18 protein-coding genes are annotated in these 21607 nt (G+C 67.9%); 13 read left to right on the forward strand and 5 right to left on the reverse strand.

Translation table 11 applies throughout. The annotated features are described in order from the left end of the window. Positions 1-67 precede the first annotated feature (67 nt). From IT182_14270 to IT182_14305, 8 genes are all read left to right on the forward strand, one after another. A complete protein-coding gene (locus tag IT182_14270; protein MCC6164512.1) occupies positions 68-913 on the forward strand; it encodes an ABC transporter ATP-binding protein in 846 nt (281 codons plus the stop codon). A gap of 6 nt (positions 914-919) precedes the next feature. Beyond that, positions 920-2185 carry an ABC transporter permease gene (locus tag IT182_14275; GenBank protein MCC6164513.1) on the forward strand — a complete coding sequence of 422 codons (1266 nt, stop codon included), beginning with the start codon at positions 920-922 and terminating at the stop codon, positions 2183-2185. A gap of 26 nt (positions 2186-2211) precedes the next feature. Further along, positions 2212-3090 (forward strand): sulfurtransferase, encoded by an 879-nt coding sequence (locus tag IT182_14280; GenBank protein MCC6164514.1) that lies wholly within the window; start codon positions 2212-2214, stop codon positions 3088-3090. Further along, positions 3087-3533 (forward strand): SufE family protein, encoded by a 447-nt coding sequence (locus tag IT182_14285; GenBank protein ID MCC6164515.1) that lies wholly within the window; start codon positions 3087-3089, stop codon positions 3531-3533. The genes IT182_14280 and IT182_14285 overlap by 4 nt, the downstream gene beginning before the upstream one ends. Positions 3534-3819: 286 nt before the next feature. Then, positions 3820-4281 (forward strand): hypothetical protein, encoded by a 462-nt coding sequence (locus IT182_14290; protein MCC6164516.1) that lies wholly within the window; start codon positions 3820-3822, stop codon positions 4279-4281. A 69-nt stretch (positions 4282-4350) separates the two neighbouring features. After that, a complete protein-coding gene (locus IT182_14295; GenBank protein ID MCC6164517.1) occupies positions 4351-5736 on the forward strand; it encodes an amidohydrolase in 1386 nt (461 codons plus the stop codon). Between the two features lies 1 nt (position 5737). After that, positions 5738-7027, forward strand: a complete 1290-nt coding sequence (locus IT182_14300; GenBank protein MCC6164518.1) for an amidohydrolase family protein — start codon at positions 5738-5740, stop codon at positions 7025-7027. Positions 7028-7197: 170 nt separating this feature from the next. Continuing rightward, the gene (locus IT182_14305; GenBank protein ID MCC6164519.1) at positions 7198-8652 is read left to right on the forward strand and encodes a sulfatase-like hydrolase/transferase; all 1455 of its coding nucleotides are present in this window, start codon (positions 7198-7200) and stop codon (positions 8650-8652) included. Positions 8653-8654: 2 nt separating this feature from the next. Here IT182_14305 and IT182_14310 read toward each other — a convergent pair whose 3' ends face one another. After that, positions 8655-10790 (reverse strand): S9 family peptidase, encoded by a 2136-nt coding sequence (locus tag IT182_14310; protein ID MCC6164520.1) that lies wholly within the window; start codon positions 10788-10790, stop codon positions 8655-8657. 106 nt (positions 10791-10896) lie between these two features. Here IT182_14310 and IT182_14315 point away from each other — a divergent pair, with 106 nt between their 5' ends. Next, on the forward strand, positions 10897-11790 hold the full coding sequence (locus tag IT182_14315) for a PIG-L family deacetylase (GenBank protein MCC6164521.1): 894 nt from the start codon (positions 10897-10899) through the stop codon (positions 11788-11790). A 90-nt stretch (positions 11791-11880) separates the two neighbouring features. Here IT182_14315 and IT182_14320 read toward each other — a convergent pair whose 3' ends face one another. Together IT182_14320 and IT182_14325 are read right to left on the reverse strand one after the other, a co-directional pair. Continuing rightward, positions 11881-12666, reverse strand: a complete 786-nt coding sequence (locus IT182_14320) for a response regulator transcription factor (GenBank protein ID MCC6164522.1) — start codon at positions 12664-12666, stop codon at positions 11881-11883. Continuing rightward, positions 12663-13871, reverse strand: a complete 1209-nt coding sequence (locus tag IT182_14325) for a histidine kinase (GenBank protein MCC6164523.1) — start codon at positions 13869-13871, stop codon at positions 12663-12665. Before IT182_14325 ends, IT182_14320 begins: the two co-directional genes overlap by 4 nt. Positions 13872-14015: 144 nt before the next feature. Here IT182_14325 and IT182_14330 point away from each other — a divergent pair, with 144 nt between their 5' ends. Further along, positions 14016-14246 carry a hypothetical protein gene (locus IT182_14330; protein MCC6164524.1) on the forward strand — a complete coding sequence of 77 codons (231 nt, stop codon included), beginning with the start codon at positions 14016-14018 and terminating at the stop codon, positions 14244-14246. Between the two features lie 165 nt (positions 14247-14411). Next, positions 14412-15140, forward strand: coding sequence for a prolyl oligopeptidase family serine peptidase (locus IT182_14335; GenBank protein ID MCC6164525.1), 729 nt, complete (start codon positions 14412-14414; stop codon positions 15138-15140). A gap of 29 nt (positions 15141-15169) precedes the next feature. On the opposite strand, the gene IT182_14340 is transcribed toward IT182_14335, so the two are convergent. Beyond that, positions 15170-16543 (reverse strand): circularly permuted type 2 ATP-grasp protein, encoded by a 1374-nt coding sequence (locus tag IT182_14340; GenBank protein ID MCC6164526.1) that lies wholly within the window; start codon positions 16541-16543, stop codon positions 15170-15172. 15 nt (positions 16544-16558) lie between these two features. Further along, positions 16559-17527: a hypothetical protein gene (locus tag IT182_14345; GenBank protein ID MCC6164527.1), complete on the reverse strand. Its 969-nt coding sequence runs from the start codon at positions 17525-17527 to the stop codon at positions 16559-16561. Between the two features lie 456 nt (positions 17528-17983). On the opposite strand from IT182_14345, the gene IT182_14350 reads away from it, so the two are divergent. Then, positions 17984-19576: an FAD-binding oxidoreductase gene (locus IT182_14350; protein MCC6164528.1), complete on the forward strand. Its 1593-nt coding sequence runs from the start codon at positions 17984-17986 to the stop codon at positions 19574-19576. 91 nt (positions 19577-19667) lie between these two features. Next, positions 19668-21506 (forward strand): M2 family metallopeptidase, encoded by a 1839-nt coding sequence (locus tag IT182_14355; GenBank protein ID MCC6164529.1) that lies wholly within the window; start codon positions 19668-19670, stop codon positions 21504-21506. Positions 21507-21607 lie beyond the last annotated feature (101 nt).

The following is a 21607-nucleotide window of genomic DNA, read 5'->3' on the forward strand; positions in this document are numbered from 1 at the left end:
GGGTGGGGCTGTCCGGCGACAGGACCCGCGTCACAGCGGTCGACCGGCTCTTGTACGATCGCGGGCGATGTTGATCCTGTCGCACATCGTGAAGCGGTATGGCACGCGGACGGCTGTCGACGATCTGTCGCTCGAGGTCAGGCAGGGCGAGATTGTCGGGCTGCTCGGACCGAACGGGGCCGGCAAGAGCACCACGATGCACGTGGCGACGGGACTGCTGGCGCCAGACGCGGGGACGGTGACCATCGGTCGCTACGGTTCGCCCTCGCAATCGGCCGCGCGGCGACGGCTGGGCTTCGCGCCGCAGAACCTCGCCGTATACGACCTGCTCTCGGCGGAAGAGAATCTCACGTTCTTCGCGCAGTTGTATGGGCTGTCTGGTGCCGCGCGCGTCGCGCGCGTCGAGGCGTCGCTGGCCCTCGCCGGACTGACCGAACGCCGCCACGATCGCGTGGGTGCCTACTCGGGCGGCATGAAGCGGCGCCTCAACATCGCCGCCGCCATCCTGCACGAGCCAGAGCTCGTGCTGCTCGACGAGCCCACCGTTGGCGTGGACCCGCAATCGCGCAACTCGATCTTCGACAGCATCGAGGCCCTCAAGGCGCAGGGCCGCGCCATCGTGTACAGCACGCACTACATGGAAGAAGCGGTCCGTCTCTGCGATCGCGTGGCGATCATCGACCAGGGCCGCGTGCTCGCGCTCGACACGGTGCCCGGCCTCATCGCGAGCCACGCGGGACCGCCGCGCCTCCACGTGCGCACCGCCGGTCGCGATATCGCGATGGAGACGCGTGACCCGCTCGGTGAGCTGAATCGCCTGGCCGCCGACGCGCCCATCGAATCCTTCCACGTCGAGGCGCCGACCCTCGAACAGGTGTTCCTGTCCCTCACCGGACACACGCTGCGCGACTGAGCCGTCATGTCTCCCGTACTCGCCATCGCCCTCAAGGACCTGCGCACGTTCACGCGTCAGCGCGCCTCGCTGTTCTTCACATTCATCTGGCCCGTCTGCGTGGCCGTCCTCTTCGGCGTCCTCTTCGGCGGCACGCGCGACACGCCGCGCCTGCCGGTGGCCGTCGTCGACCAGGACAACTCGGCGGCGTCGGCGGCGTTCGTCGATCGCCTTGCCGCACGTGAGAGCTTCGCGGCCGAGCGCGCCACGCGCGACGCGGCGCTCGACGCCGTGCGCAAGGGCCGACGCATCGCCGCGATCGTCCTGAAGCCCGGCTTCGGCGACGCCTCGTCGCGCATGTTCCACGGCGTGCCGCCCGAGATCGAACTGATCACCGATCCCGGCCGTCGGGCCGAGCGGGGCATGCTCGAAGGGTTGCTCATGCAGCAGGGCGCCGAGCGGCTCCAGGCGTTGTTCGACGATCCGTCGGCGAGCCGCGGCAGCGTACAGCAGGCGCGGGACCAACTGCGCAAGGCCGGACCCGCGGCGGCCAACCCGGCGCTCGACACATTCCTCGACCAGCTCGATACGTTCCTCGCCACGTCTGGTGCCGCGACACCATCGGCAGGCACCGGTAACGGTCAGGGATGGTCGCCGCTGCGCATCACGTTCGCTGACATCGATCGCGAGCGGCAGGAGCCGCGCAACGGGTACGACGTGGCGTTTCCGCAGGCGATGCTGTGGGCGATCTTCGGGTGCGTGATGGCGTTCGGCACGACGTTCGTGTCCGAGCGCGTGCGCGGTACGCTCGTGCGACTGCAGGTGTCGCCCGCCACGCGCACGCAGGTGCTGGCCGGCAAGTCGCTCGCCGCCATGCTCGCGATCGTCATCGTCCAGTGCATGCTGCTGGCGCTGGGCGTGGTGGGCTTCGGCGTGCGGCCCGTGTCGTGGGTGCTCCTGGTGCCGGCGCTCGTGTGTACGGCGGCGGCGTTTGTCGGCATCATCCTGCTGCTGGCGTCGATGTCGCGCAGCGAGCATGGCATCGGCGGCATGGGCCCGGCGGTGATGATGCCCCTGTTCATGGCCGGCGGCGCGATGGTCCCGCTCATCTTCATGCCGCCGTGGCTGGCGAGCGTGGGCTACCTGAGCCCCGTGCGCTGGGCGATTCTGGCGCTCGAAGGCGCGATCTGGCGCGGCTTCACGGTACTCGACATGCTGCTGCCGTGTGCGATCCTGTTGCTCGTCGCGGCCGTCACGTTCGTCATCGGTATCAGACGGCAGGACGCTGACTGATCCCACGGCTTTTTCCGGAGTCATCGATGTCCAACACTGACAAGGGCTATGCGCATCCGGAGGCACTCGTCTCCACCGAGTGGCTCGCGGCGCACCTGACCGATCCAGGCGTTCGCGTGATCGAGTCCAACGAAGATCCCCTCGTGTATCCGTCGGGACACATTCCCGGCGCCGTGCAGATCGACTGGACCACGGATCTGAACGATCCACTCACGCGCGACTACATCGACGCCGGCGCGTTCGCCGCGCTGATGGCGCGCTCGGGGATCACGCCGGACACGACGGTCGTGCTGTATGGCGATCGCAACAACTGGTGGGCGTGCTACGCGTTCTGGGTGTTCCAGTTGTTCGGCCACGCCAACGCGCGGATCCTCGACGGCGGACGGCTCAAGTGGGAGAAGGAAGGGCGTACGCTCACGCGCGCGGTGCCCGCACACGCGCCCACGGCGTATCCGGTGCCGTCGGCGCGCCAGGACGGGGCGCACCGGGCCTTCAGGGATCAGGTGCTGCGGCACAGCGAGGCCGGCGGGCAGCTTGTCGACGTGCGATCGCCCGACGAGTACACGGGCGCGAAGCTGCACATGCCGGAGTATCCGCAGGAAGGCGCGATGCGTGGCGGCCACATCCCCGGCGCGAAGAGCGTCCCGTGGGCCCGCGCGATCAATCCCGATGACGGAACCTTCAGGACGGCCGAAGAACTGAAGGCGATCTATCTCGGCGAGAAGCATCTCGATCCGTCGAAGGAGACCATCGCCTACTGCCGCATCGGCGAACGTAGCAGCCACACGTGGTTCACGCTGAAGTACCTCCTCGGCTTCGACAACATCAGGAACTACGACGGCAGCTGGACCGAGTGGGGCAATCTCGTCGGCGTGCCCGTGGCAAAGGGACCCGAGAGCGCATGACCAGCGCGGAGAAGCTGCAGGACCTCCAGGAGACGCTGGACATGTTTGCCGACCCGTCCGGCAGGGCCGAACTGCTGATCGGGTTCTCGGACACGTTCCGCGAAGTGCCGACGGATGTGGCCACGCGGCCGTTCCCGAAGAGTCACCAGGTGCCGCAGTGCGAGTCCGAAGCGTACGTGTGGGCTGACGTATCGCCTGCCGGCACGCTGCAGTTGCACTTTGCCGTGGAGAACCCGAGCGGCGTGTCGGCGCGGGCGCTGGCCGTGATTCTCGACTCGGTCTATTCCGGCCAGCCCGCCGAAGACATCCTCACCCTCGACGCCGACATCGTCGAACGCGTGTTCCGCCAGAACATCTCGATGGGCAAGGGCCTGGGCCTGAAGTCGATGGTCCTCGCCGCGCAGGCCCTCACCCGCGACGCCCTCAAGCGCCGGACATCCTGATGAAGTGAACGGGCCTTGGCCGTTCGGCACCCCGTTCGCGCCAACCACTTGTGGCACCATGAGCGGGTGAACTCTCTCCAACCGGACTCTCCGATCCCTGCGGGCGCCGCCGATGGTGCGCGGTTGACCGCCGCGCAGGAGGCCTGGGTCCGTCACAGCGAGTCCCTCTGGCGCAAGGCGCACGCCATCGTCGCGAAAGAGCCGACTCTCGATGTCGGCGATGTGTACCATGCTCTCCGTTCCCTGGAGCTGACGCCCGCCGAGCGGCTCCGACGTGGCCTGAGCCGTGTTCGACCTCGTTCTCACCGACGCTGAACGCACACTGCTCGAGTCGCTCGACGCGCTCGGCGTGCGCTTCCTGGTGATCGGGATGGGCGCCGCGCTCATCGAGGGCGCTCCCGTCACCACGCAAGACATCGACCTGTGGATGGGCCCACTCGACGAAGGTCGCCTGCACGAAGCCGCGCAGCGGGCCGGCGGATTCTATTCGGCAGGCTTCGGTCTGCAGCCACCGATGCTCGGTGGTGAAGGATTGGATCGCATCGACCTGGTGTTGACGGCGTCAGGGCTCGAGTCCTTCGACAACGAGTACGCACGCGCACGCGTATATGAACTGGATGGCGTACGCGTCACCGTTCTCCCTCTCGAGCGCGTCATCGCCAGCAAGCTGGCGGCGAACCGCACCAAGGACACGGCGCAGATGCCGATGCTCCTGGCGACGCTGGCGGCCAGGGCCTCGAAAGGGTGAGGGTGGTGGTGCTACGCTCTCGCCATGCCATCAGTCGCGTTGAAGTACCAGATGGGCGCGGTGCTGGGCATGGCCATCATCCTGGCCGTGCCTCACCTCGCGGCCGCGCAAACGACCTCGTCGACCGCTGACGCCGCAGGTCCGGGCAGAGGCGCGCGCTCGGTGCCCAACGACGATCCGTTCCCGAGCACCTACACGGTGCCCGCGTCCGCGCCGTTCGCGATCCGCAACGCGACGATCCTGACGGCTGCGGGTCCCATCATCCGCAACGGCACGATCCTCGTGCGCGATGGCAAGGTCGCCGCCGTCGGCGCGTCCGTGACCATCCCGGCCGGCGTGCAGGTCATCGATGCCGGAGGGAAGTACGTCACGCCCGGCATCATCGACGACCACTCGCACCTCGGCGTGTACGCGGCACCTGGCGTCCAGGCGCACTCGGACGGCAACGAGATGACAAAGCCCAACACCGCCGAGGTGTGGGCCGAGCACTCGGTATGGCCGCAGGATCCGCAGTTCCCGCTCAACCTCGCCGGCGGCGTCACCACACTGCAGGTGTTGCCCGGGTCGGCGAACCTCTTCGGCGGCCGCGGCGTGGTGCTCAAGGTGGTGCCCGCGCGCACCGTGCAGGAGATGAAGTTCCCCGGCGCGAAGTACGGCCTCAAGATGGCGTGCGGCGAGAACCCGAAGCGCGTATACGCGTCGCGCGGTCCGGCCACGCGCATGGGCAACGTCGCCGGCTACCGCGCGGCGTGGATCCAGGCCGAGGGCTATCGACGCAAGTGGGACAAGTGGAACGCCGAGCAGAAGGGCGACGCGCCGACGCGCGACCTCGGGCTCGAGACGCTGGCCGAAGTGCTGCGCGGCAACATCCTCGTGCACAACCACTGCTACCGCGCCGACGAGATGAGCCAGATGCTCGACATCGCGAAGGAGTTCGGGTACGACATCCGTTCGTTCCACCACGTGGTCGAGGGATACAAGATCGCCGACCTGCTCGCCGCGCGCGGCGTGGCGGCGTCTGTGTGGGCCGACTGGGGCGGCTTCAAGCTCGAAGCGCTCGACGGCATCAAGGCCAATCCGGCCATCCTGCACGGCGCCGGCGCGCGCACCATCATCCATTCCGACAGCGCGTCAGACTCGCAGCGCCTGCCGCAGGAGGCCGCCAAGGCCGTGGCTGCCGGACGGAAGATTGGCATCAACATTTCGCCGGAAGACGCCATCAAGTGGGTGACGATCAATCCGGCGTGGGCACTCGGCCTCGACGACCGCATCGGCTCGCTCGAGCCCGGCAAGAACGCCGACATCGTCCTGTGGTCCGGCGATCCGTTCAGCGTCTACTCGCGGACCGAGAAGGTGTGGATCGACGGCGCGCTGCGCTTCGATCGCCAGGATCCCGCCACCCGCTGGCGGACCGACTTCGAGCTGGGCTTCATCCCCACGACGGAGGGTCGCTGACATGCGCACGATCGCTTACGCATTCACGGCGCTCGCGCTCGCGCTCGCCGCGTCCGCCGCGGCTCAGCCCGTCGCCATCGTCGGCGCGAAGGTGCACACCGTCAGCGGTGCCGTCATCGAGAACGCCACGGTCGTCATCACCGGCGACACGATCACGGCTGTCGGCGCCGGCGTGCGCGCACCGGCTGGCGCGCGCGTGATCGACGGCAAGGGCAAGTGGGTCACGCCGGGCCTCATCAACAGCGCGGCGGCGCTCGGCCTGACAGAAGTCGGCTCGCTGCAGGACACCAACGACGCGTCGGCGCGCGGCGATCGGGGCGTGGCCGCGACGTTCAAGCCCTGGGAGGCGATCAATCCGGATTCCGTGCTCTGGGCTCCCACGCGAAACGAGGGCGTCACGTCGGTCGTCGAAGTGCCGTCGGGCGGTGTCGTCTCGGGACAGGCCGCCGTTGTCGACACGGCGGGCACCACGGTCGAGGAACTCCTGCGCAAGGCGCCGGTGGCCTTCGTGCTGAACTTCGGCGCGACCGGCGGTGGCGGCGGTGGTGGTGCTGGTGGCGCCTCGCAGGGGCCGACGTCGCGTGCCGAGGCCCTCGACGCCATCCGGGCGCTGCTCACGGAGGCAAAGACCTTCCCGTCGCGCAAGGGGGCATACGAGGCCGGGAACACGCGGGCGCTGGTCACCGGCGGCGCGCAACTCGAGGCGCTGCAGCCTGTCGTGTCCGGCACTGCGCTGGTCCTCGTGAACGTCGACCGCGCGGCCGACATCCGCCTCGTGCTCGGGCTCGCGAAGGAGTTCGGGTTGAAGATCGCCATCGCTGGCGGTGCCGAGGCGTGGAAGGTGGCCTCCGAGCTCGCGGCAGCGAAGGTGCCCGTCGTCACGGGCGCGCTCGACAACCTGCCGGCGGACTTCTCGAGCCTTGGCGCAACCCAGGAGAACGCCGCGCTGCTGCGCAAGGCGGGCGTCCCCGTGATCCTCACGGCTGGCACGCGCGAGACGTTCAACGTCCGCAAGATCCGTCAGCATGCCGGCAACGCCGTGGCGTACGGCCTGCCGTGGGCCGAGGCGCTGCGGGCCGTGACGCTCACGCCGGCGGAGGTCTTCGGCGTGGCCGATCAGATCGGCTCGATCGCCGAGGGCAAGGTGGCCAACCTCGTGGTGTGGAGCGGCGATCCGTTCGAGTTCGCCACAGACGCCGAGCACGTGTTCGTGAAGGGCAGGGAAGTGCAGGGCCCGTCGCGGCAGGATCAGCTCGCCGAGCGGTACAAGACAGGCAAGCGCGGGAAGTAAGACGTGACGAAGGGGCTGAACATGGTGTGGAGGCATCGCGGTTCGCCTGAGGGCGCGGGTCCTGTCGCCGGACAGCCCCACCCATCCTCCTCGCCAACAGCCCTTGTACGGGGGAGGCTCGTCGGCCCGGGCGGGGCGGCCCCGTCCGGCGCCACCCGCGCCGTGATGCGATGACGTGTGAGCCACTTCTGCGATTCTGCAACTTTGCGGTTCTCGCCGTCGTCGTCGTGGCGGCGACGCGCGGAATCGACGCGCGGCAACCCACCGTGCCCGTCGTCTCGGCGCGGCCGAACATCGTGCTGATCGTCACCGACGATCAGGCGGCATGGAGCGTCGGCGCGTACGGCAACGCCGACGCCCGCACGCCGAACATGGATCGCCTTGCGCGTGAGGGCGTGCGCTTCGCCAACGCCTTCACGCCGTCGCCCGTGTGCTCACCCAGCCGCGCGACGATGATCTCGGGGCGGTATGGGACCGAGGTCGGCATCACCGACTGGATCTCGCCGGCCGAGAACGCCGACGGTGCCGGACTTCCCGAAGAGCTCACCACATGGCCCGAAGCGCTCCAGCGCGCAGGCTATCGGACGGGGCTCGTCGGCAAGTGGCATCTCGGCACGCAGCCGCGGTTCCACCCGACGCGTCACGGCTACGGGCACTTCATGGGGTTCCTCGAAGGCGGTGCCGCGCCGATGAACCCACGCCTCGAAGTGGATGGCGTGGTGCGCGAGGTGCCCGGCGCGGAGCCCGACGTCATCACCGACGCCGCGCTTGCGTTCCTCGCCCGCGAACGCGCCAACCCCTTCGCGCTCTCGGTCCACTACCGCGCGCCGCACACGCCGTACGGGCCCGTGCCCGAGCAGGACATGGCGCCCTTCCGCGATGCCGCCGTCACGATCCCGGTCTTTCCCGGACTCGATCAGGCGCAGGTGCGCCAGTGGACGCGCGAGTACTACGCCAGCGTCCACTCGATCGATCGCAACATCGGCCGGTTGATGAGCGCACTCCGCGAGCACGGACTCGACGATCGCACCATCGTGCTGTTCACGAGCGACCACGGCTACAACATCGGGCACCACGGCCTGCACACCAAGGGCAACGGCACGTGGATCGCCGGCGGCATCAACGGCCCGACGATGCCGAACATGTTCGATACGTCGTTGCGCCCACCGCTGATCGTGCGAGGGGCTGGCGTGCGCGGCGGACGGACCGTCGACGAGATGGTCTCGTTCGTCGATCTGTACCCGACGCTGCTCGCGATGGCCGGCGTGCCGATGCCGGCTGACGCACCGCGCCACGGCCTCGACATCACGCCGCTCCTGCGTGGAGACGAGACGCCGCTGGCGCGCGACGCCATCTACGGGCAGTACGACATCCACCACTACGCGATCGCGCACCTGCGCATGATCCGCGAAACGGGCTGGAAGCTGGTGCGCTCGTATGGCACCACAACGAAGGATCGGTTGTTCGATCTTCGCGCCGATCCCGACGAACTGAAGAACCTCTGGAACGCCCCCGAACATCGCGAGCGCCGCCGCGCGATGGAACAGCGCCTCCGCGCCTGGATGCAGTCGATCGGCGACCCGATCGCGAAGAAGAGCGGCCTGTTGTACCAGGCCGCTCAGTAGAACTATCTGAGGTTCGCCACGAGGAAGGCCCACTTGTCCGCGGCTTCCTCGATCTGCTTGCTCGTGGGCTTGCCGGCGCCGTGGCCGGCCTTGGTCTCGATGCGGATCAGCACCGGCGCGGGCCCCTTGTGCGCGGCCTGGAGCGCGGCGGCGAACTTGAAGCTGTGCGCTGGCACCACGCGGTCGTCATGGTCGGCCGTCGTGACCATCGTCGCGGGATAGGCCGTGCCCGGCTTCAGGTTGTGCAGCGGCGAGTACTTGTAGAGGACGTCGAAGCCTTCCTTGGTCTCGGAGCTACCGTAGTCGGACTTCCACGCCCAGCCGATCGTGAACTTGTGGAAGCGCAGCATGTCCATGACGCCGACGGCCGGCAGCGCCGCGCCGAAGAGCGCCGGCCGCTGCGTCATCACCGCGCCGACGAGCAGTCCGCCGTTGCTGCCGCCGCCGATGGCAAGCTTCGACGACGAGGTGTACCTCTCCGCGATCAGGTATTCGGCCGCCGCGATGAAGTCGTCGAACACGTTCTGCTTGTTGGCGAGACGCCCCGCGTCATGCCATGCCTTGCCGTACTCGCCGCCACCGCGAAGGTTGGCCACCGCGTACACGCCGCCCATCTCCATCCACGCCAGGTTCGCGGGTGAGAATCGCGGCGTCTCCGAGAGGCTGAAGCCGCCGTAGCCGTACAGGTACGCCGGGTTCCCGCCGTCCTTGCGCAGGCCTTTCCTGTGCGTGATGAACATCGGCACTTTCGTGCCGTCCTTCGACGCATAGAAGACCTGCGTGGTTTCGTAGTCGGCGGGATCGAACGCGACGGTCGGCTGCTTGAACACCGCGCTGCGCCCGGACGCCACGTCGAGCCTGTAGATCGCGGTCGGATACGCGAACGACGCGAAGGCAAAGAAGCCTTCGGCCTGCTCACGCCGCCCGGTGAAGCTCGCGGCGCCGATCGTCGGCAGCGCCACGTCGTGCGCCAGCGTGCCGTCGAGGCCGTACACGCGCAGGGCGCTGCGGGCGTCGATCTGCCACGTCGCCACGAACCGATCCGCCGCCATCGTGACGTCAGACAGCACGTCCTGGCGCGGTCCTTCCGCGATCACCGTCTTCCAGGCCGACGGCGCCGCCTGGCCGAGCGTGATGGCCACGAGCCGCTTGCGTGGCGCGCCCTGATCGGTGAGCGCGTAGAACAGGGGGCCGTCGTTGCCGACGATCGCGTAAGACGCGTCGAACGCATCGAGGAACGGTTCGACGGTGCTGTCGCCGCGCGAGAGGTCCTTCACGAACACGCGGTTCTTCGGCTCCGTGCCTTCGCTCTGATAGATCAGCAGAAACCGGCCATCGTCAGTGACATCGGCGCCGAACATCCAGTCGGGCTTGTCGGGACGCGCGTAGGCGAGCGTGTCGGCGTCCTGCGACGTGCCGATCCTGTGGAACCAGACCTTCTGGTTCCTGTTGACGCCCGTGAGCGCTTCGCCGGGTTTCGGCGCGTCGTAGCGGCTGTAGTAGAACCCCGACCCGTCCTTCAGCCACGCCGCACCGGAGAACTTGGACCAGCGGATCTCGTCCGGCAGATCGGTCCCCGCGGCAACGTCGCGCACCTTCCAGCGGATCCAGTCGGATCCGCTCTCCGAAAGCGAGTACGCCATGTAGCGCCCGTCGTCGGAGACGCTCGTGGAGCCGACAGCAACGGTGCCATCGGCAGACAGGGCATTGGGGTCGAGCAGCACCTCGGGTGTCGCTTCAAGCGTGCGGGCCCTGTAATAGACCGCCTGGTTCTGCAGGCCGTCGTTGCGCGTGTAGACGTAGAACGACCCTCGCTTGCGCGGCAGGCCGTAGCGCTCGTAGTTCCAGAGCGTGGTCAGGCGCGCGCGGATCGTCTCGCGCTGCGGGATTTTCTCGAGATAGCCGAACGTGACGGCGTTCTGCGCCTCGACCCACGCCCTGGTGTCCGCGGCGTTGTCGTCCTCCAGCCAGCGGTACGGGTCGGTCACCTTCGTGCCGAAGTAGTCGTCCACCTGGTCGACGGTCTTGGTGACGGGATACGCTGAGGGTGCCGGCGGCAGGGTGTTCTGGGCCACGGCGGCGGTCGCGCCGGCGGCGACGAGCGAGACGGTCATGGTGATGATTGGGAGTGCGCGCATTGCGGTCTGCCTCCGATCTCCCTTGATAGCACATCCGCCGCCGTGTAGCCTTCACGCGACGGGCGGGTGCCCGTGCCTCTCCCAGGAGCTGCTCGTGTCTTCCAACATGTCGTCCTTGTGTTCGGCGATCTTCCCCGCGCTTGCCATGGTCCTTGCCAGTACGTCGATTGCATCCGCCCAGCCCGCGTCCAGTGAGAAGTTGAGCATCATCATGTTCGGGGCGCACCCCGACGACTGCGACATCCGATCGGCGGGGACGGCGGCCAAGTGGGTGGCGGCCGGCCATCGCGTGCGGTTCGTGTCGGTGACCAACGGCGATGCCGGCCACCACGAGATGGGCGGCGGCATGCTGGCGATGCGCCGGCGCGCCGAGACGCAGGAAGTGGCCAAGCGGCTCGGCATCGAGTACGTCGTGCTCGACAACCACGATGGCGAGCTGACGCCCACGCTGAACGTGCGGCAGCAGATCATCGCGCAGATCCGCGAGGTGAACGCGGATCTGGTGCTCGGTCCGCGGCCGAACGACTACCACCCTGACCATCGCTACACGGGCGTGCTGCTCGGCGACGCGGCGTTCATGGTGACGGTGCCCAACGTGCGGCCCGACGTGCCGTCGCTCCGCAAGAATCCCGTGTTCCTCTACTACCAGGATCACTTCCAGAAGCCGAACGTCTTCACGCCCGACATCGTCGTCGACATCAGCGACACGTACGAGAAGAAGATCGACGCGCTCGACGCGCACGTCTCGCAGTTCTACGAGTGGCTCCCGTGGCTCGACGGCAAGCTCGACGAGGTGCCCAAGGATCCGAAGGCGCGCCGCGAGTGGCTGAAGAAGGCCCGCTTCTCGACGATCACGCCGGCCGTACGCGCCGCGCTCGAGAAGACGTACGGCGTCGGCGTCGCGGCGAAGATCCAGCAGGCCGAAGCCTTCGAAATCTGCGAGTACGGCCGCCGCCCGAACGCCGCGGAGATCAAGCGCCTGTTCCCGTTCCTGCCGTAAGGGCGCTGGAACGCCGGCGTGGCGGCACCGGAACACTGCCGTCACGTCGCCCCTGCACGTGCGACCGGTTGCCCGTTGCCCGTGCCGTCCCTATCCGTGGATCGTGGCTTCGGCCAGGAGCTTCTTGAGGCGGTTGTCGGGGCCGCGGCTGGCCATCAGGCGGGTGCCGTCGCGGAGGATGACGGCGTATTCGCCGTGGAAGAGCGGCTGGAGTTCGCGGATGCGGTCGGCATTCACGATGGTGGAGCGGTGGATGCGGATGAACTGGGAGGCGTCGAGCACCGATTCCATCCCCTTCATCGTCTCGCGCAGGAGGTGCGACTGCGGACCCATGTGCAGCCGCACGTAGTTGCCCTCGGCTTCGATCCAGTCGATGTCGTCCACCTTCACGAAGAACACGCGGCCCGACGACTTGACGACGATGCGTTGCTTCTCGCGCTGTTCGGCGGTGAACGTCGCGACGAGTGAGCGGAGGCGATCGGTGTCCACGCCATCGGTTTCGCCGCGCTTCGCGATGGCGGCGCGTGCGCGTTCGAGCGCCTGCGAGAAACGCTCCGCGTTGAACGGCTTGAGAACGTAGTCGAGCGCGTGGACCTCGAAGGCACGAAGGGCGTACTGATCGTAGGCCGTGACAAAGACCACGTACGGGAGCGTCTCGCCTTCGAGCGCGCGCAGCACGCCGAAACCGTCGACGCCCGGAATCTGGACGTCGAGGAACACGAGGTCCGGCCTGTCCTGGCGGATCGCGTCGATGGCCTGCTGGCCGTCGCCCAGCTCCCCGACCACGACCACATCGTCGTGCGTCCCGAGCATCATCCTGACGCGCTCACGGGCGAGCGGCTCGTCGTCCACGATGAGGGTACGGAGCGTCGTCATGCGGAGACTCCTTCGGCGGTCACGGTGAGCACGGCGGTGTCGCCGATCGGCAGGCGGAGCCGGACCATCGCGCCGCCGTCGGGGTGATTCGAGAGCGTGAGGGACGCGCCAGGACCGTACAACTCGCGCAGGCGTTCCCGTGTGTTGCGCAGGCCGATCCCGCGCACCGGCAGGCCTTCAGGACCCAGCCTGAATCCGGGTCCATCGTCGCGCACCGCCAGGTCGAGCCAGTGCCCCGCTCGCCGCGCCGTCACTTCGATCCGGCCGCACTCCGGCCGCATGGCGAGGCCGTGCTTGATGGCGTTCTCGGCAATCGGCTGCAGCACTTGATTAGGTACGAGAACCTGCAGCAGGTGTTCCGGCACGTCGACCTCCACCTTGAGCCTGTCCTGGAAGCGCGTGCGCTGGATGTCGAGATAGCGGCTCAGGACCTCCACTTCCTGGCCGAGCCGCACCTCCTGCACGCCGATCGAATCGAGCGAATGCCTGAGGAGATCGCTGAGTTGCGTGATCATCTCGTCTGCCGCGCGCGGGTCGCGGTGCACGAGCGTGGAGATCGCGTTGAGCGTGTTGAAGAGGAAGTGCGGATGGAGCTGGCCCTTGAGCACTTCGAGCTGCGCGCGCGCGAGACGGGCTTCGAGTTGCGACGCGCGGAGCGCGCGATCGACGAAGCGCTTGTAGTAGTGCCACGCCTGGTGGATGGCGACGAGCACCCAGTACGACTGGAACGCGAGATAGAACTGCGACACAAGCAGCCACGTGAACGGCAGCGGCTCGGGGTCGATGATGGGGATGTGACTGGCGGCCCAGCGGCACCCGGCATACGCGACGCAGACGAGGAGCGAGACGAGCAGGTGCGCGCCGAGCGACCGCCGCCAGTTGCCGGGCTCCAGCGGGAAGCGCCGCGCCGTCGCGAAGATGACGGGCGCCAGGATCAGGAAGGGCAGCCACGTGGCGAAGCCCGAGAAGACGATCTCGATCAGGGGCAGATCGATGCCGCGCATCCGGTACTGCAGCTCGAGCTGCGGCATCGTGACCAGGCTGAGGGTCACGAGCACCACGGCCAGCGTCAGCCAGCCGCGGCGTTCGATGGCGTCTGTATGAGAGGCGTTCGGCATGCGCAACGTGTCCACGACCGCCGACCGCAGGCCGCTGAGCCTGAAGGCGCCGGTGTCTGTCGACGGCGGAGACGATGAGGGGGGCACCCTGCCGTCCTATCCCGCCGAAGGGCTGGAGCTCAAGCGCTCGGGGACGAGTCGAGACATACATGTGACGAAAAGGATGACGAAGCCGTTCGGAAATCGTTCGCCCCCCGGTCAGGGCGTGTTCTGGTACCCTGCGTGAAGCCCATGGCCGACCACGCAAACCCAGACGACCAGTACGAAGTGCTCGGAGAGTCAGGGGACTGCTCCGTCTACCGGTGCGAGCATGGGTGTCTCCACCTGCAGATCGGCGATCTCAATCTTCGCATCGAGGACGACAGATTCGCCGACCTGGCCGAAGCCGTGGCGGCCGCCACCCAGGCATCTCCCACGCTGCTCCGCTGGGTGCACGCCGCCAACAACGGGCAGGCGCATTAGTCTGTCGGCACCGGGCAACAGGCAACCGGTCAGTCGCGTCTGCCCGTATGAGTGCTTTTCGCGCCGAGGACGGGTGGAGCTGTCCGGCGACAGGACCCGGCCGCCAGATCCCACCGCCGCTTCGACTGGACAGGTCGCGCGCTTTTCGGGTCTGATCGTCGCGCGATGGAACGTCAGTATCACCAGTGGTTCTCGTCCCGCCTGGGGTTCGACATGGGTCTGGTCTCCTACGGGCACTACGGCACGCCGCTGCTTGCGTTCCCCACGAGCGGGGGCGACGAGTGGGAGATGCAGGGCCAGTCCATGATCCGCACGCTCTCGCCCTACATCGAGCAGGGGCGGATCAAGGTCTACTGCGTGCGGTCGGTGAGCGAGTCGTCCTTCTACAACAAGCAGGCGCACCCGTACCACCGGAGCTGGATGCAGAAGCAGTACGACGAGTACATCAGGTGGGAGGTCGTGCCGTTCATCCACGACCACTGCAAGGGGCTGCCACCCATCGCCGTCATGGGCGCCTCGCTCGGTGCGTACCACGCGGCCAACAGCGCCTTCAAGCACCCCGATACGTTCAAATGGTGCTTCGCGATGTCGGGCGTCTACGACATGCGCCGGTTCATGGACGGCCTGTACGACGACAACTTCTACTTCAACAATCCGATCGATTACCTGGGTGCGATCACCGATCCCGGGTTCTACGAGCAGATCGCCTCGTCGCACATCCACCTGGCCACGGGCACGGGCGCGTGGGAGCACCCGGAAGAGACATACCGCTTCGCCGCCGTCCTGCGCCGTCGCAACATCCCGCACCACCTCGACGACTGGGGTGCCCAGGGCGGCCACGACTGGCCGTACTGGCATCACATGATGTGGGAATACGTCGGGAGCAATTTCTGATCTGACGAAGGGGCGTTGTAGTGTCGCCCCTACGCGCGATCGCGGCGACGTTCAGCCACTCTGAAGACCGGGACCTGGCCACCGCCGCTCGTCACGTTCGCGAGGCCTGATGCGCTGAGGCGCGTGAGGAAGCCGGCGACCTTGCCGCGGAAGATGTAGGGTGCGCAGTCGACGAGCATGTCTCGCGTCGTGACGCGGTGCGGGTTCGACTCGACGATCGGGAACGGCTCGCGACGGATCGGAATGCGCTCCTGCACGATCCACGTGCCTGGCGGCGCCGTCAGCGCCGTCTGGAGCGCCCGCTCCCACGCACTCGCATCGGTCTCCCACCCGAGCATCACGCCGTGCCCGCCGAAGTCGTCGGTCGGCTTGAGCACCAGACGATCGCGCCCGTCGCGAGCGAAGGCGACCAGGTCCACGTCGCGTCCGTCGCTCGTGCGCGTGCGCCGCTCGGCCACCACGCGCGTCCACGGCACGTGCGCGCGGATCACGCCCTGCTCCTCGGTGGAGAAGCGCGCCGCGTGCGTCTCGTCGGTGAGCACCGCGAAGAACGACTTCTTGTGCGGGATCTTGCAGCGCAGCGTGTTGGCCATGCACACGAGGCCATCGCGATAGGCCTGCATCAGCACGCGCGTGTCGTCGGGCCGCGCCACGATGTCGTTGACGAGCGCGCGCCGGTACACGATGTCGATCGGCTGGCCCTGCGCCACGAGCCGTCCGCCGGCGATCTCCAGATCGCGTGGGTCGGCCACCACCGTCGGGATGCCGCGACGCGTGAAGTGATCAGCGAGGATCTCGAACTCGCTCCACGTGGGCACGCCGCGGAAGTCTGTGATGAGGATCCGTGGCGGCGATGCGCTGCCGCCCCAGTCCTTGTAACTTGCAAACAGCGCCGCGAGCAGCGCGTCCATCAACGCGTACGGTTCGGCGGCGAAGTGCTCGCGGAAGCGCGCCATGATCGGCAGGTCCGCGAACACTTCGGCGAGGACCTCCGTGTAACCGAGACCGGCGGGGGACTCCGCGTTGTACTCGGCGAACATCAGCGAATCCGGCAGCAGGAACGAGTCGAGCCGGCTCGCCGTGCTCGCGTACGCGTAGCCGGGATCGATCGCCACGAGCGCGCGCTCGGCGTCGGTCAGGCCGAACTCCGCGAGCAGCGCCTCGTCTGCCATCGCGTCGCCGATGATCCGCTCGCCGATGCGCGCGATGGACTCGCACGCAATCCGCTGCCGCGCCTCGTCGGCCGCGTCCATGAAGAGCGGGCGGAGGAACGGACAACTGAGGCGCCCTCCGAACACGAGCCGCGCGTCGTGCATGCGCTCGGCATGCGCTTCCCACCACCCCTGGGACAACTCCCCGCCCTCGCCGAGCAGGGCCATCCATGTCTGCAGCGGATCGGCCATCGGAATTTCAGACGTTCACGATGAGGCCGGATTGCCGATGAACCCCGAGGCCGAGCCGAGGCCGAGCATCTGTTCCCACTTGGGGAACATGTTGCTCTGGTGGCCGTTGAGGGCACGGTCGATGCAGAGGCGGGCCATCTTGTCGACGACCATCTCGAAGTAGAACGGCGTGATCCGATCGCGTTCGAAGTCGGGGGCCGGGTTCAGGAAGTCGATCGCATACGGCACGCCGTCCTGGATCCCGAACTCGATCGTGTTCATCTCGTAGCCGAGCGCCTCGTTGATCGTCTGCGCGTCCTTCACCACGCGCGCGCCGAGTTCGGCCGAGAGGTAGTCGTGCTGGATCAGGTACTGCCGTGCGTGCGGGTCGTACACCACGGGCACGATGTCGTGCTTGCCGAACGTGAAGCAACGCACGTACTTGTCGAAGTGCACGAACTGCTGGAGCGTCATGCAGTACGGCGCGGTGCCGTCGTAGGCCGCGAGCAGTTCCTCGCGCGAGTGCACCTTGTACACGTGCTTCCAGCCGCCGCCCGAGAACGGCTTCAGGATCGCCGGCCGCCCCGTGTAATCGAGCCAGCCGTCCCAGTCGAGCGGATAGCCCATGTTGCGCAGCGACGCGGGCTGGATGTCCACGTCCTGCGGGTAGGCCTTCTGCGGCAGCAGCACCGTGCGCGGAATCGCGACGCCGAGACGCGCCATCAGCGAGTAGTTGAAGAACTTGTCGTCGGCCGTCCACCAGAACGGGTTGTTGATCACGTACGTGCCGTTGAGCACGGCCAGCTTCAGGAAGCCGCGGTAGTACTCCACCTCGTGCGAGATGCGATCGACGATCACCTTGTAGCGCTGCGGCTCGTCCATCGGCGATCCGCTGAGCGTGACGTACTCCGCGGTGATGCCATGAGGCTGTCCGAGCTGGTTCACCCTGTCGATGAACGCCGGAGGAAAGCTGTACTCGCGACCGACGAGCAACCCGATCTTCATACGTTGATCTCCCGAGAAAACGGCGCAGTCTACCACGCAAGGGCAGGCCGGCCACCGGTCACCGGGCACCGGATCGCCGGAATGCCGGGCACCGATCGCGGCTCAGCGCGTGTAGAGGCTCGATTGTATGGGATGCGAGCCGGACGGCCCGAGAGGCTGACGAAGAGACCCCAGCGGTCCGGCATCCCGGCCTCGGCGGCGGCTGACGGTCGGGCCCTCCCTCCCTCGCGCCAGCCACACAGCCGATGCCGGGACGCCGTCCACTGGGCGACCCTTCATGGAAAGGAGAACGACGGCGAGACGAAAACCGAACACCCAGCCCATCGGGGCGGTCGCCCACAAAGGGTGCCCCTGCACCTGCAGTCGCGGCGCGGGGTAGGGCCGGCTCGGCGAGCCCGGCCGATGTGATCCGGTTGCCGGTTTGCCGGTTGCCCGTTGCCGGTGCTCTACTACCCTGTGCCGATCGTCGCCAGGCCCCCCGTGGGGGCCCATTCTCCTGACCTGTTCGACAGTAGTCCCGACGCCATCGCCGCGCACCTCGCCGACGCGGCGCACTACCCCGGCGGTCACGCCGACGTGGTGGCCCGACCCCGCACCGAAGCCGACGTGGCGGCGGTGCTCGCCGACGGGCGCCCCGTGCTCGCCGTCGGGGCGCAGTCGTCGCTCACCGGCGGCGCCACGCCCGCGGGCGCCATCGTGCTCTCGACGCAGCGGCTGAACGGCGTCGAACCGGCGACAGACGGGCGCGTGCGCGTGGGTGCGGGAGTGGTCCTGGCCACGCTGCTCGACGATCTCGCGCGGCGTGACCTCGACTTCCCGCCGGTGCCCACGTTCCTCGGCGCCACCGTCGGCGGCATCGTGGCCACCAACGCCGCAGGCGCGGCGACGTTCAAGTACGGCACCACGCGCGAATGGGTGGACGGCCTCACCGTGGTGCTGGCGGGCGGCGACGTCATCGATCTGACGCGCGGCGAGCACACCCTCGACGCTTCGGGCACGTTCATCGTCGACGGTCCGGGCGGCAGACGCGTGGTTCCCGTCCCGACATACGTGATGCCGGACGTCGTCAAGCGATCCGCCGGCTATCACGCTGCGCCCGGCATGGACATCGTCGACCTGTTCATCGGCGCCGAGGGCACGCTCGGCGTCATCACGTCTGCCTGGCTCCGTGTGCAGCCCGCGCGTGCGGGCCTCTGCTACGTCCTCGTGCCCGTGTCCGACGAGACGCGCGCGCTGGCGCTCGTCGGCGATCTGCGCGAGCAGTCGCGCGAGACGTGGCGCACGCACGATCCGCAGGGCATCGACGTGGCCGCGATCGAACACATGGACATGCGCTCGCTGCAGATCCTGCGAGAGGACGGTGCAGACAGGAAGTACGAGGTCGACTGGCCGGCGTCGGCACGCCTGCTCTTGTTGATCCAGCTGGAACTGCCGGCGATCACGCAGGAAGAGGCGTACGAGCAGATCAGCAGTGCGCTCGACGATGCCGGTCCCGACACACCGCTCGCACGCTTCTGCCGCCTCCTCGATCGTCACGGCGTGCTGGACGATGCGGAGCTGGCGTTGCCGGGAGATCGGAAACGCGCGGAGCAGTTGCTCGGGGTGCGCGAGGCGGTGCCTGCCGGCGTGAACGCACGCGTCGGGCGCGCCAGGCGCGACGTCGACGATCGCATCGCCAAGACGGCGGCGGACATGGTGGTCCCCTTCGAGCGCTTCGCCGAGATGATGGACGTCTATCGCGACGGCTTCGCGCGACTCGGGCTCGATGCGGCCACGTGGGGACACGTTTCCGACGGCAACGTCCACCCGAACCTGCTGCCGCGGGACTACAAGGACGTCGAGGCAGGCAAGGCGCTGATTCTGGAATTCGGCGCGGCGGTGGCGCGTCTCGGCGGGTGTCCGCTGGCCGAGCACGGCGTGGGGCGGCATCCCGTCAAGCAGGCGTTGCTGCGCCAACTGTATGGCGACTCCGGCATCGAAGAGATGCGCGCCGTGAAGCGCGCCCTCGATCCGAAGAGCCAGCTCGCCCCCGGTGTGCTCTTCCCCTGACGCCAGCGCCAAGGGGTGAACCCCCAGGCCTCCATCCCGATCCAACGGCCGCCACTGGCATCCGGCGCCCCGATCCGTTACAAGGGGACTCGTGCACACCACACGAGTCCTCGCTGTCTCCGCCGCGGTTGCGGCTGCCCTGGCGCTGGCTGTCGGCTGCTCGCGGGTGTCTGCCCCCGCACCCGGCACCACATCGTCGGGCACACCCGCCGATGCGGCCACGTTCGTCGAGCGCGCCAACGCGACGCTCCTCGAGCAGGCCAACGCGCTCGGCCGCGCGCAGTGGGTGGCCGCCAACTTCATCACCGAAGACACCGAGCAGATCTCGGCCTCGTCGACGGCCGATTACGTCGCCACGTCGATGCGCCTGGCCAAGGAGGCCGCGCGCTTCGATGCCGATGCCGGCGGCAACGCGGACGTCGCGCGTCAGCTCCTGCTCCTGAAGCTCGCGGCAAGCCCGCTCCCCGCACCGGCAGACGATGCCCTCCAGAAAGAACTCACGCGCATCGTCGCCGGGATGGAGGCGACGTACGGACGCGGCTCCTACTGCCCGCCGGGCAAGCCGTGCGAGACCATCGACGGCCTGAGCCGCGTGATGGCCACCAGCCGCGATCCCAAGGCGCTGCTCGAGGCATGGGAAGGGTGGCATGCCATCGCCCCGCCGTTGAAGGCCCCGTACGAGCGGTTCGCGCAGCTCGGGAACCAGGGCGCGAAGGAGCTGGGGTTTGCCGATCTCGGCGCGTTCTGGCGCGCGGGCTACGACATGCCGCCCGACGACTTCGCGAAGGAAGTCGATCGCCTCTGGCTCCAGGTCAAGCCCCTGTATGCCCAGCTGCACGCGCACGTCCGCCGCCGGCTCGTGGCGCGCTACGGAGCGACGGTCGTGCCGCCGGACGGCCCGATTCCCGCGCACCTGCTCGGCAACATGTGGGCGCAGCAGTGGGGCAACATCTACGACCTCGTCGGGCCGCCGGGCCGCGCGCCCGCGTACGACCTCAGCGGCCTGCTGACGTCGAAGCGTACGGATGCACTCGGCATGGTCAGGTACGGCGAGGCCTTCTTCACGTCGCTCGGCTTCGCGCCGCTGCCCGGGACGTTCTGGAAGCGGTCGCTCTTCACGCGTCCGCGCGATCGCGACGTGGTGTGCCACGCCAGCGCGTGGGACGTCGACAACGTCGACGATCTCCGCATCAAGATGTGCATCGAGATCAATGGCGAGGACTTCGTCACCGTCCACCACGAGCTCGGGCACAACTTCTATCAGCGCGCCTACAACCAGCAGCCGTTCCTCTATCGCACGGGTGCCAACGACGGCTTCCACGAAGCCATCGGCGATGCCGTCGCGCTCTCGATCACGCCTGACTATCTCGTGAAGGTCGGCCTGCTTCCATCAGTCCCCCGCACGCAGGACGATGTGGAGTTCCTGTTGCGGATGGCGCTGGACAAGGTCGCGTTCCTGCCGTTCGGCCTGCTCGTCGATCAGTGGCGCTGGAAGGTCTTCAACGGCGAGGTGGCCCCGGCCGACTACAACGCCGCGTGGTGGAAGCTGCGCGAGCAGTACCAGGGCGTTGCCGCACCGCGTGCGCGTCCGGCCGACGCGTTCGATCCCGGCGCGAAGTACCACGTCCCGGCCAACACGCCGTACACGCGCTACTTCCTCGCGCACATCCTCCAGTTCCAGATGCACAGAGCGATGTGCAAGGCCGCCGGCCACACCGGCCCACTGCACACATGCTCGGTGTACGCCAACAAGGACGTCGGTGCGCGCCTGCAGAAGATGCTCGAGATGGGCGCCAGCAAGCCGTGGCCAGACGCGCTCGAAGCCCTGACCGGCGAACGCCAGATGGACGCGACGGCGATACTGGACTACTTCGCTCCGCTCAGCGACTGGCTGTCAAAGGAGAGCCTCTTCCGGGATCAGCGTGGGTAGAGGTCCAATCCCCCGCAATGGAAGTAGATCGCGGTGGTGAAGTGATCGGGGTTACGGAAGCCACCGGCCTTGCGCTTGATGCTCATGATCTTGCTGTTGAG

The organism is Acidobacteriota bacterium (assembly GCA_020845575.1).
GTDB lineage: Bacteria > Acidobacteriota > Vicinamibacteria > Vicinamibacterales > Vicinamibacteraceae > Luteitalea.

Bases quoted from the DNA above. Each gene is read 5' to 3' on its own strand.
- IT182_14270 (MCC6164512.1), top strand. From the start codon at position 68: ATGTTGATCCTGTCGCACATCGTGAAGCGGTATGGCACGCGGACGGCT.
- IT182_14275 (MCC6164513.1), top strand. From the start codon at position 920: ATGTCTCCCGTACTCGCCATCGCCCTCAAGGACCTGCGCACGTTCACG.
- IT182_14280 (MCC6164514.1), top strand. From the start codon at position 2,212: ATGTCCAACACTGACAAGGGCTATGCGCATCCGGAGGCACTCGTCTCC.
- IT182_14285 (MCC6164515.1), top strand. From the start codon at position 3,087: ATGACCAGCGCGGAGAAGCTGCAGGACCTCCAGGAGACGCTGGACATG.
- IT182_14295 (MCC6164517.1), top strand. From the start codon at position 4,351: ATGGCCATCATCCTGGCCGTGCCTCACCTCGCGGCCGCGCAAACGACC.
- IT182_14300 (MCC6164518.1), top strand. From the start codon at position 5,738: ATGCGCACGATCGCTTACGCATTCACGGCGCTCGCGCTCGCGCTCGCC.
- IT182_14305 (MCC6164519.1), top strand. From the start codon at position 7,198: ATGACGTGTGAGCCACTTCTGCGATTCTGCAACTTTGCGGTTCTCGCC.
- IT182_14310 (MCC6164520.1), bottom strand. From the start codon at position 10,790: ATGCGCGCACTCCCAATCATCACCATGACCGTCTCGCTCGTCGCCGCC.
- IT182_14315 (MCC6164521.1), top strand. From the start codon at position 10,897: ATGTCGTCCTTGTGTTCGGCGATCTTCCCCGCGCTTGCCATGGTCCTT.
- IT182_14320 (MCC6164522.1), bottom strand. From the start codon at position 12,666: ATGACGACGCTCCGTACCCTCATCGTGGACGACGAGCCGCTCGCCCGT.
- IT182_14330 (MCC6164524.1), top strand. From the start codon at position 14,016: ATGGCCGACCACGCAAACCCAGACGACCAGTACGAAGTGCTCGGAGAG.
- IT182_14335 (MCC6164525.1), top strand. From the start codon at position 14,412: ATGGAACGTCAGTATCACCAGTGGTTCTCGTCCCGCCTGGGGTTCGAC.
- IT182_14340 (MCC6164526.1), bottom strand. From the start codon at position 16,543: ATGGCCGATCCGCTGCAGACATGGATGGCCCTGCTCGGCGAGGGCGGG.
- IT182_14345 (MCC6164527.1), bottom strand. From the start codon at position 17,527: ATGAAGATCGGGTTGCTCGTCGGTCGCGAGTACAGCTTTCCTCCGGCG.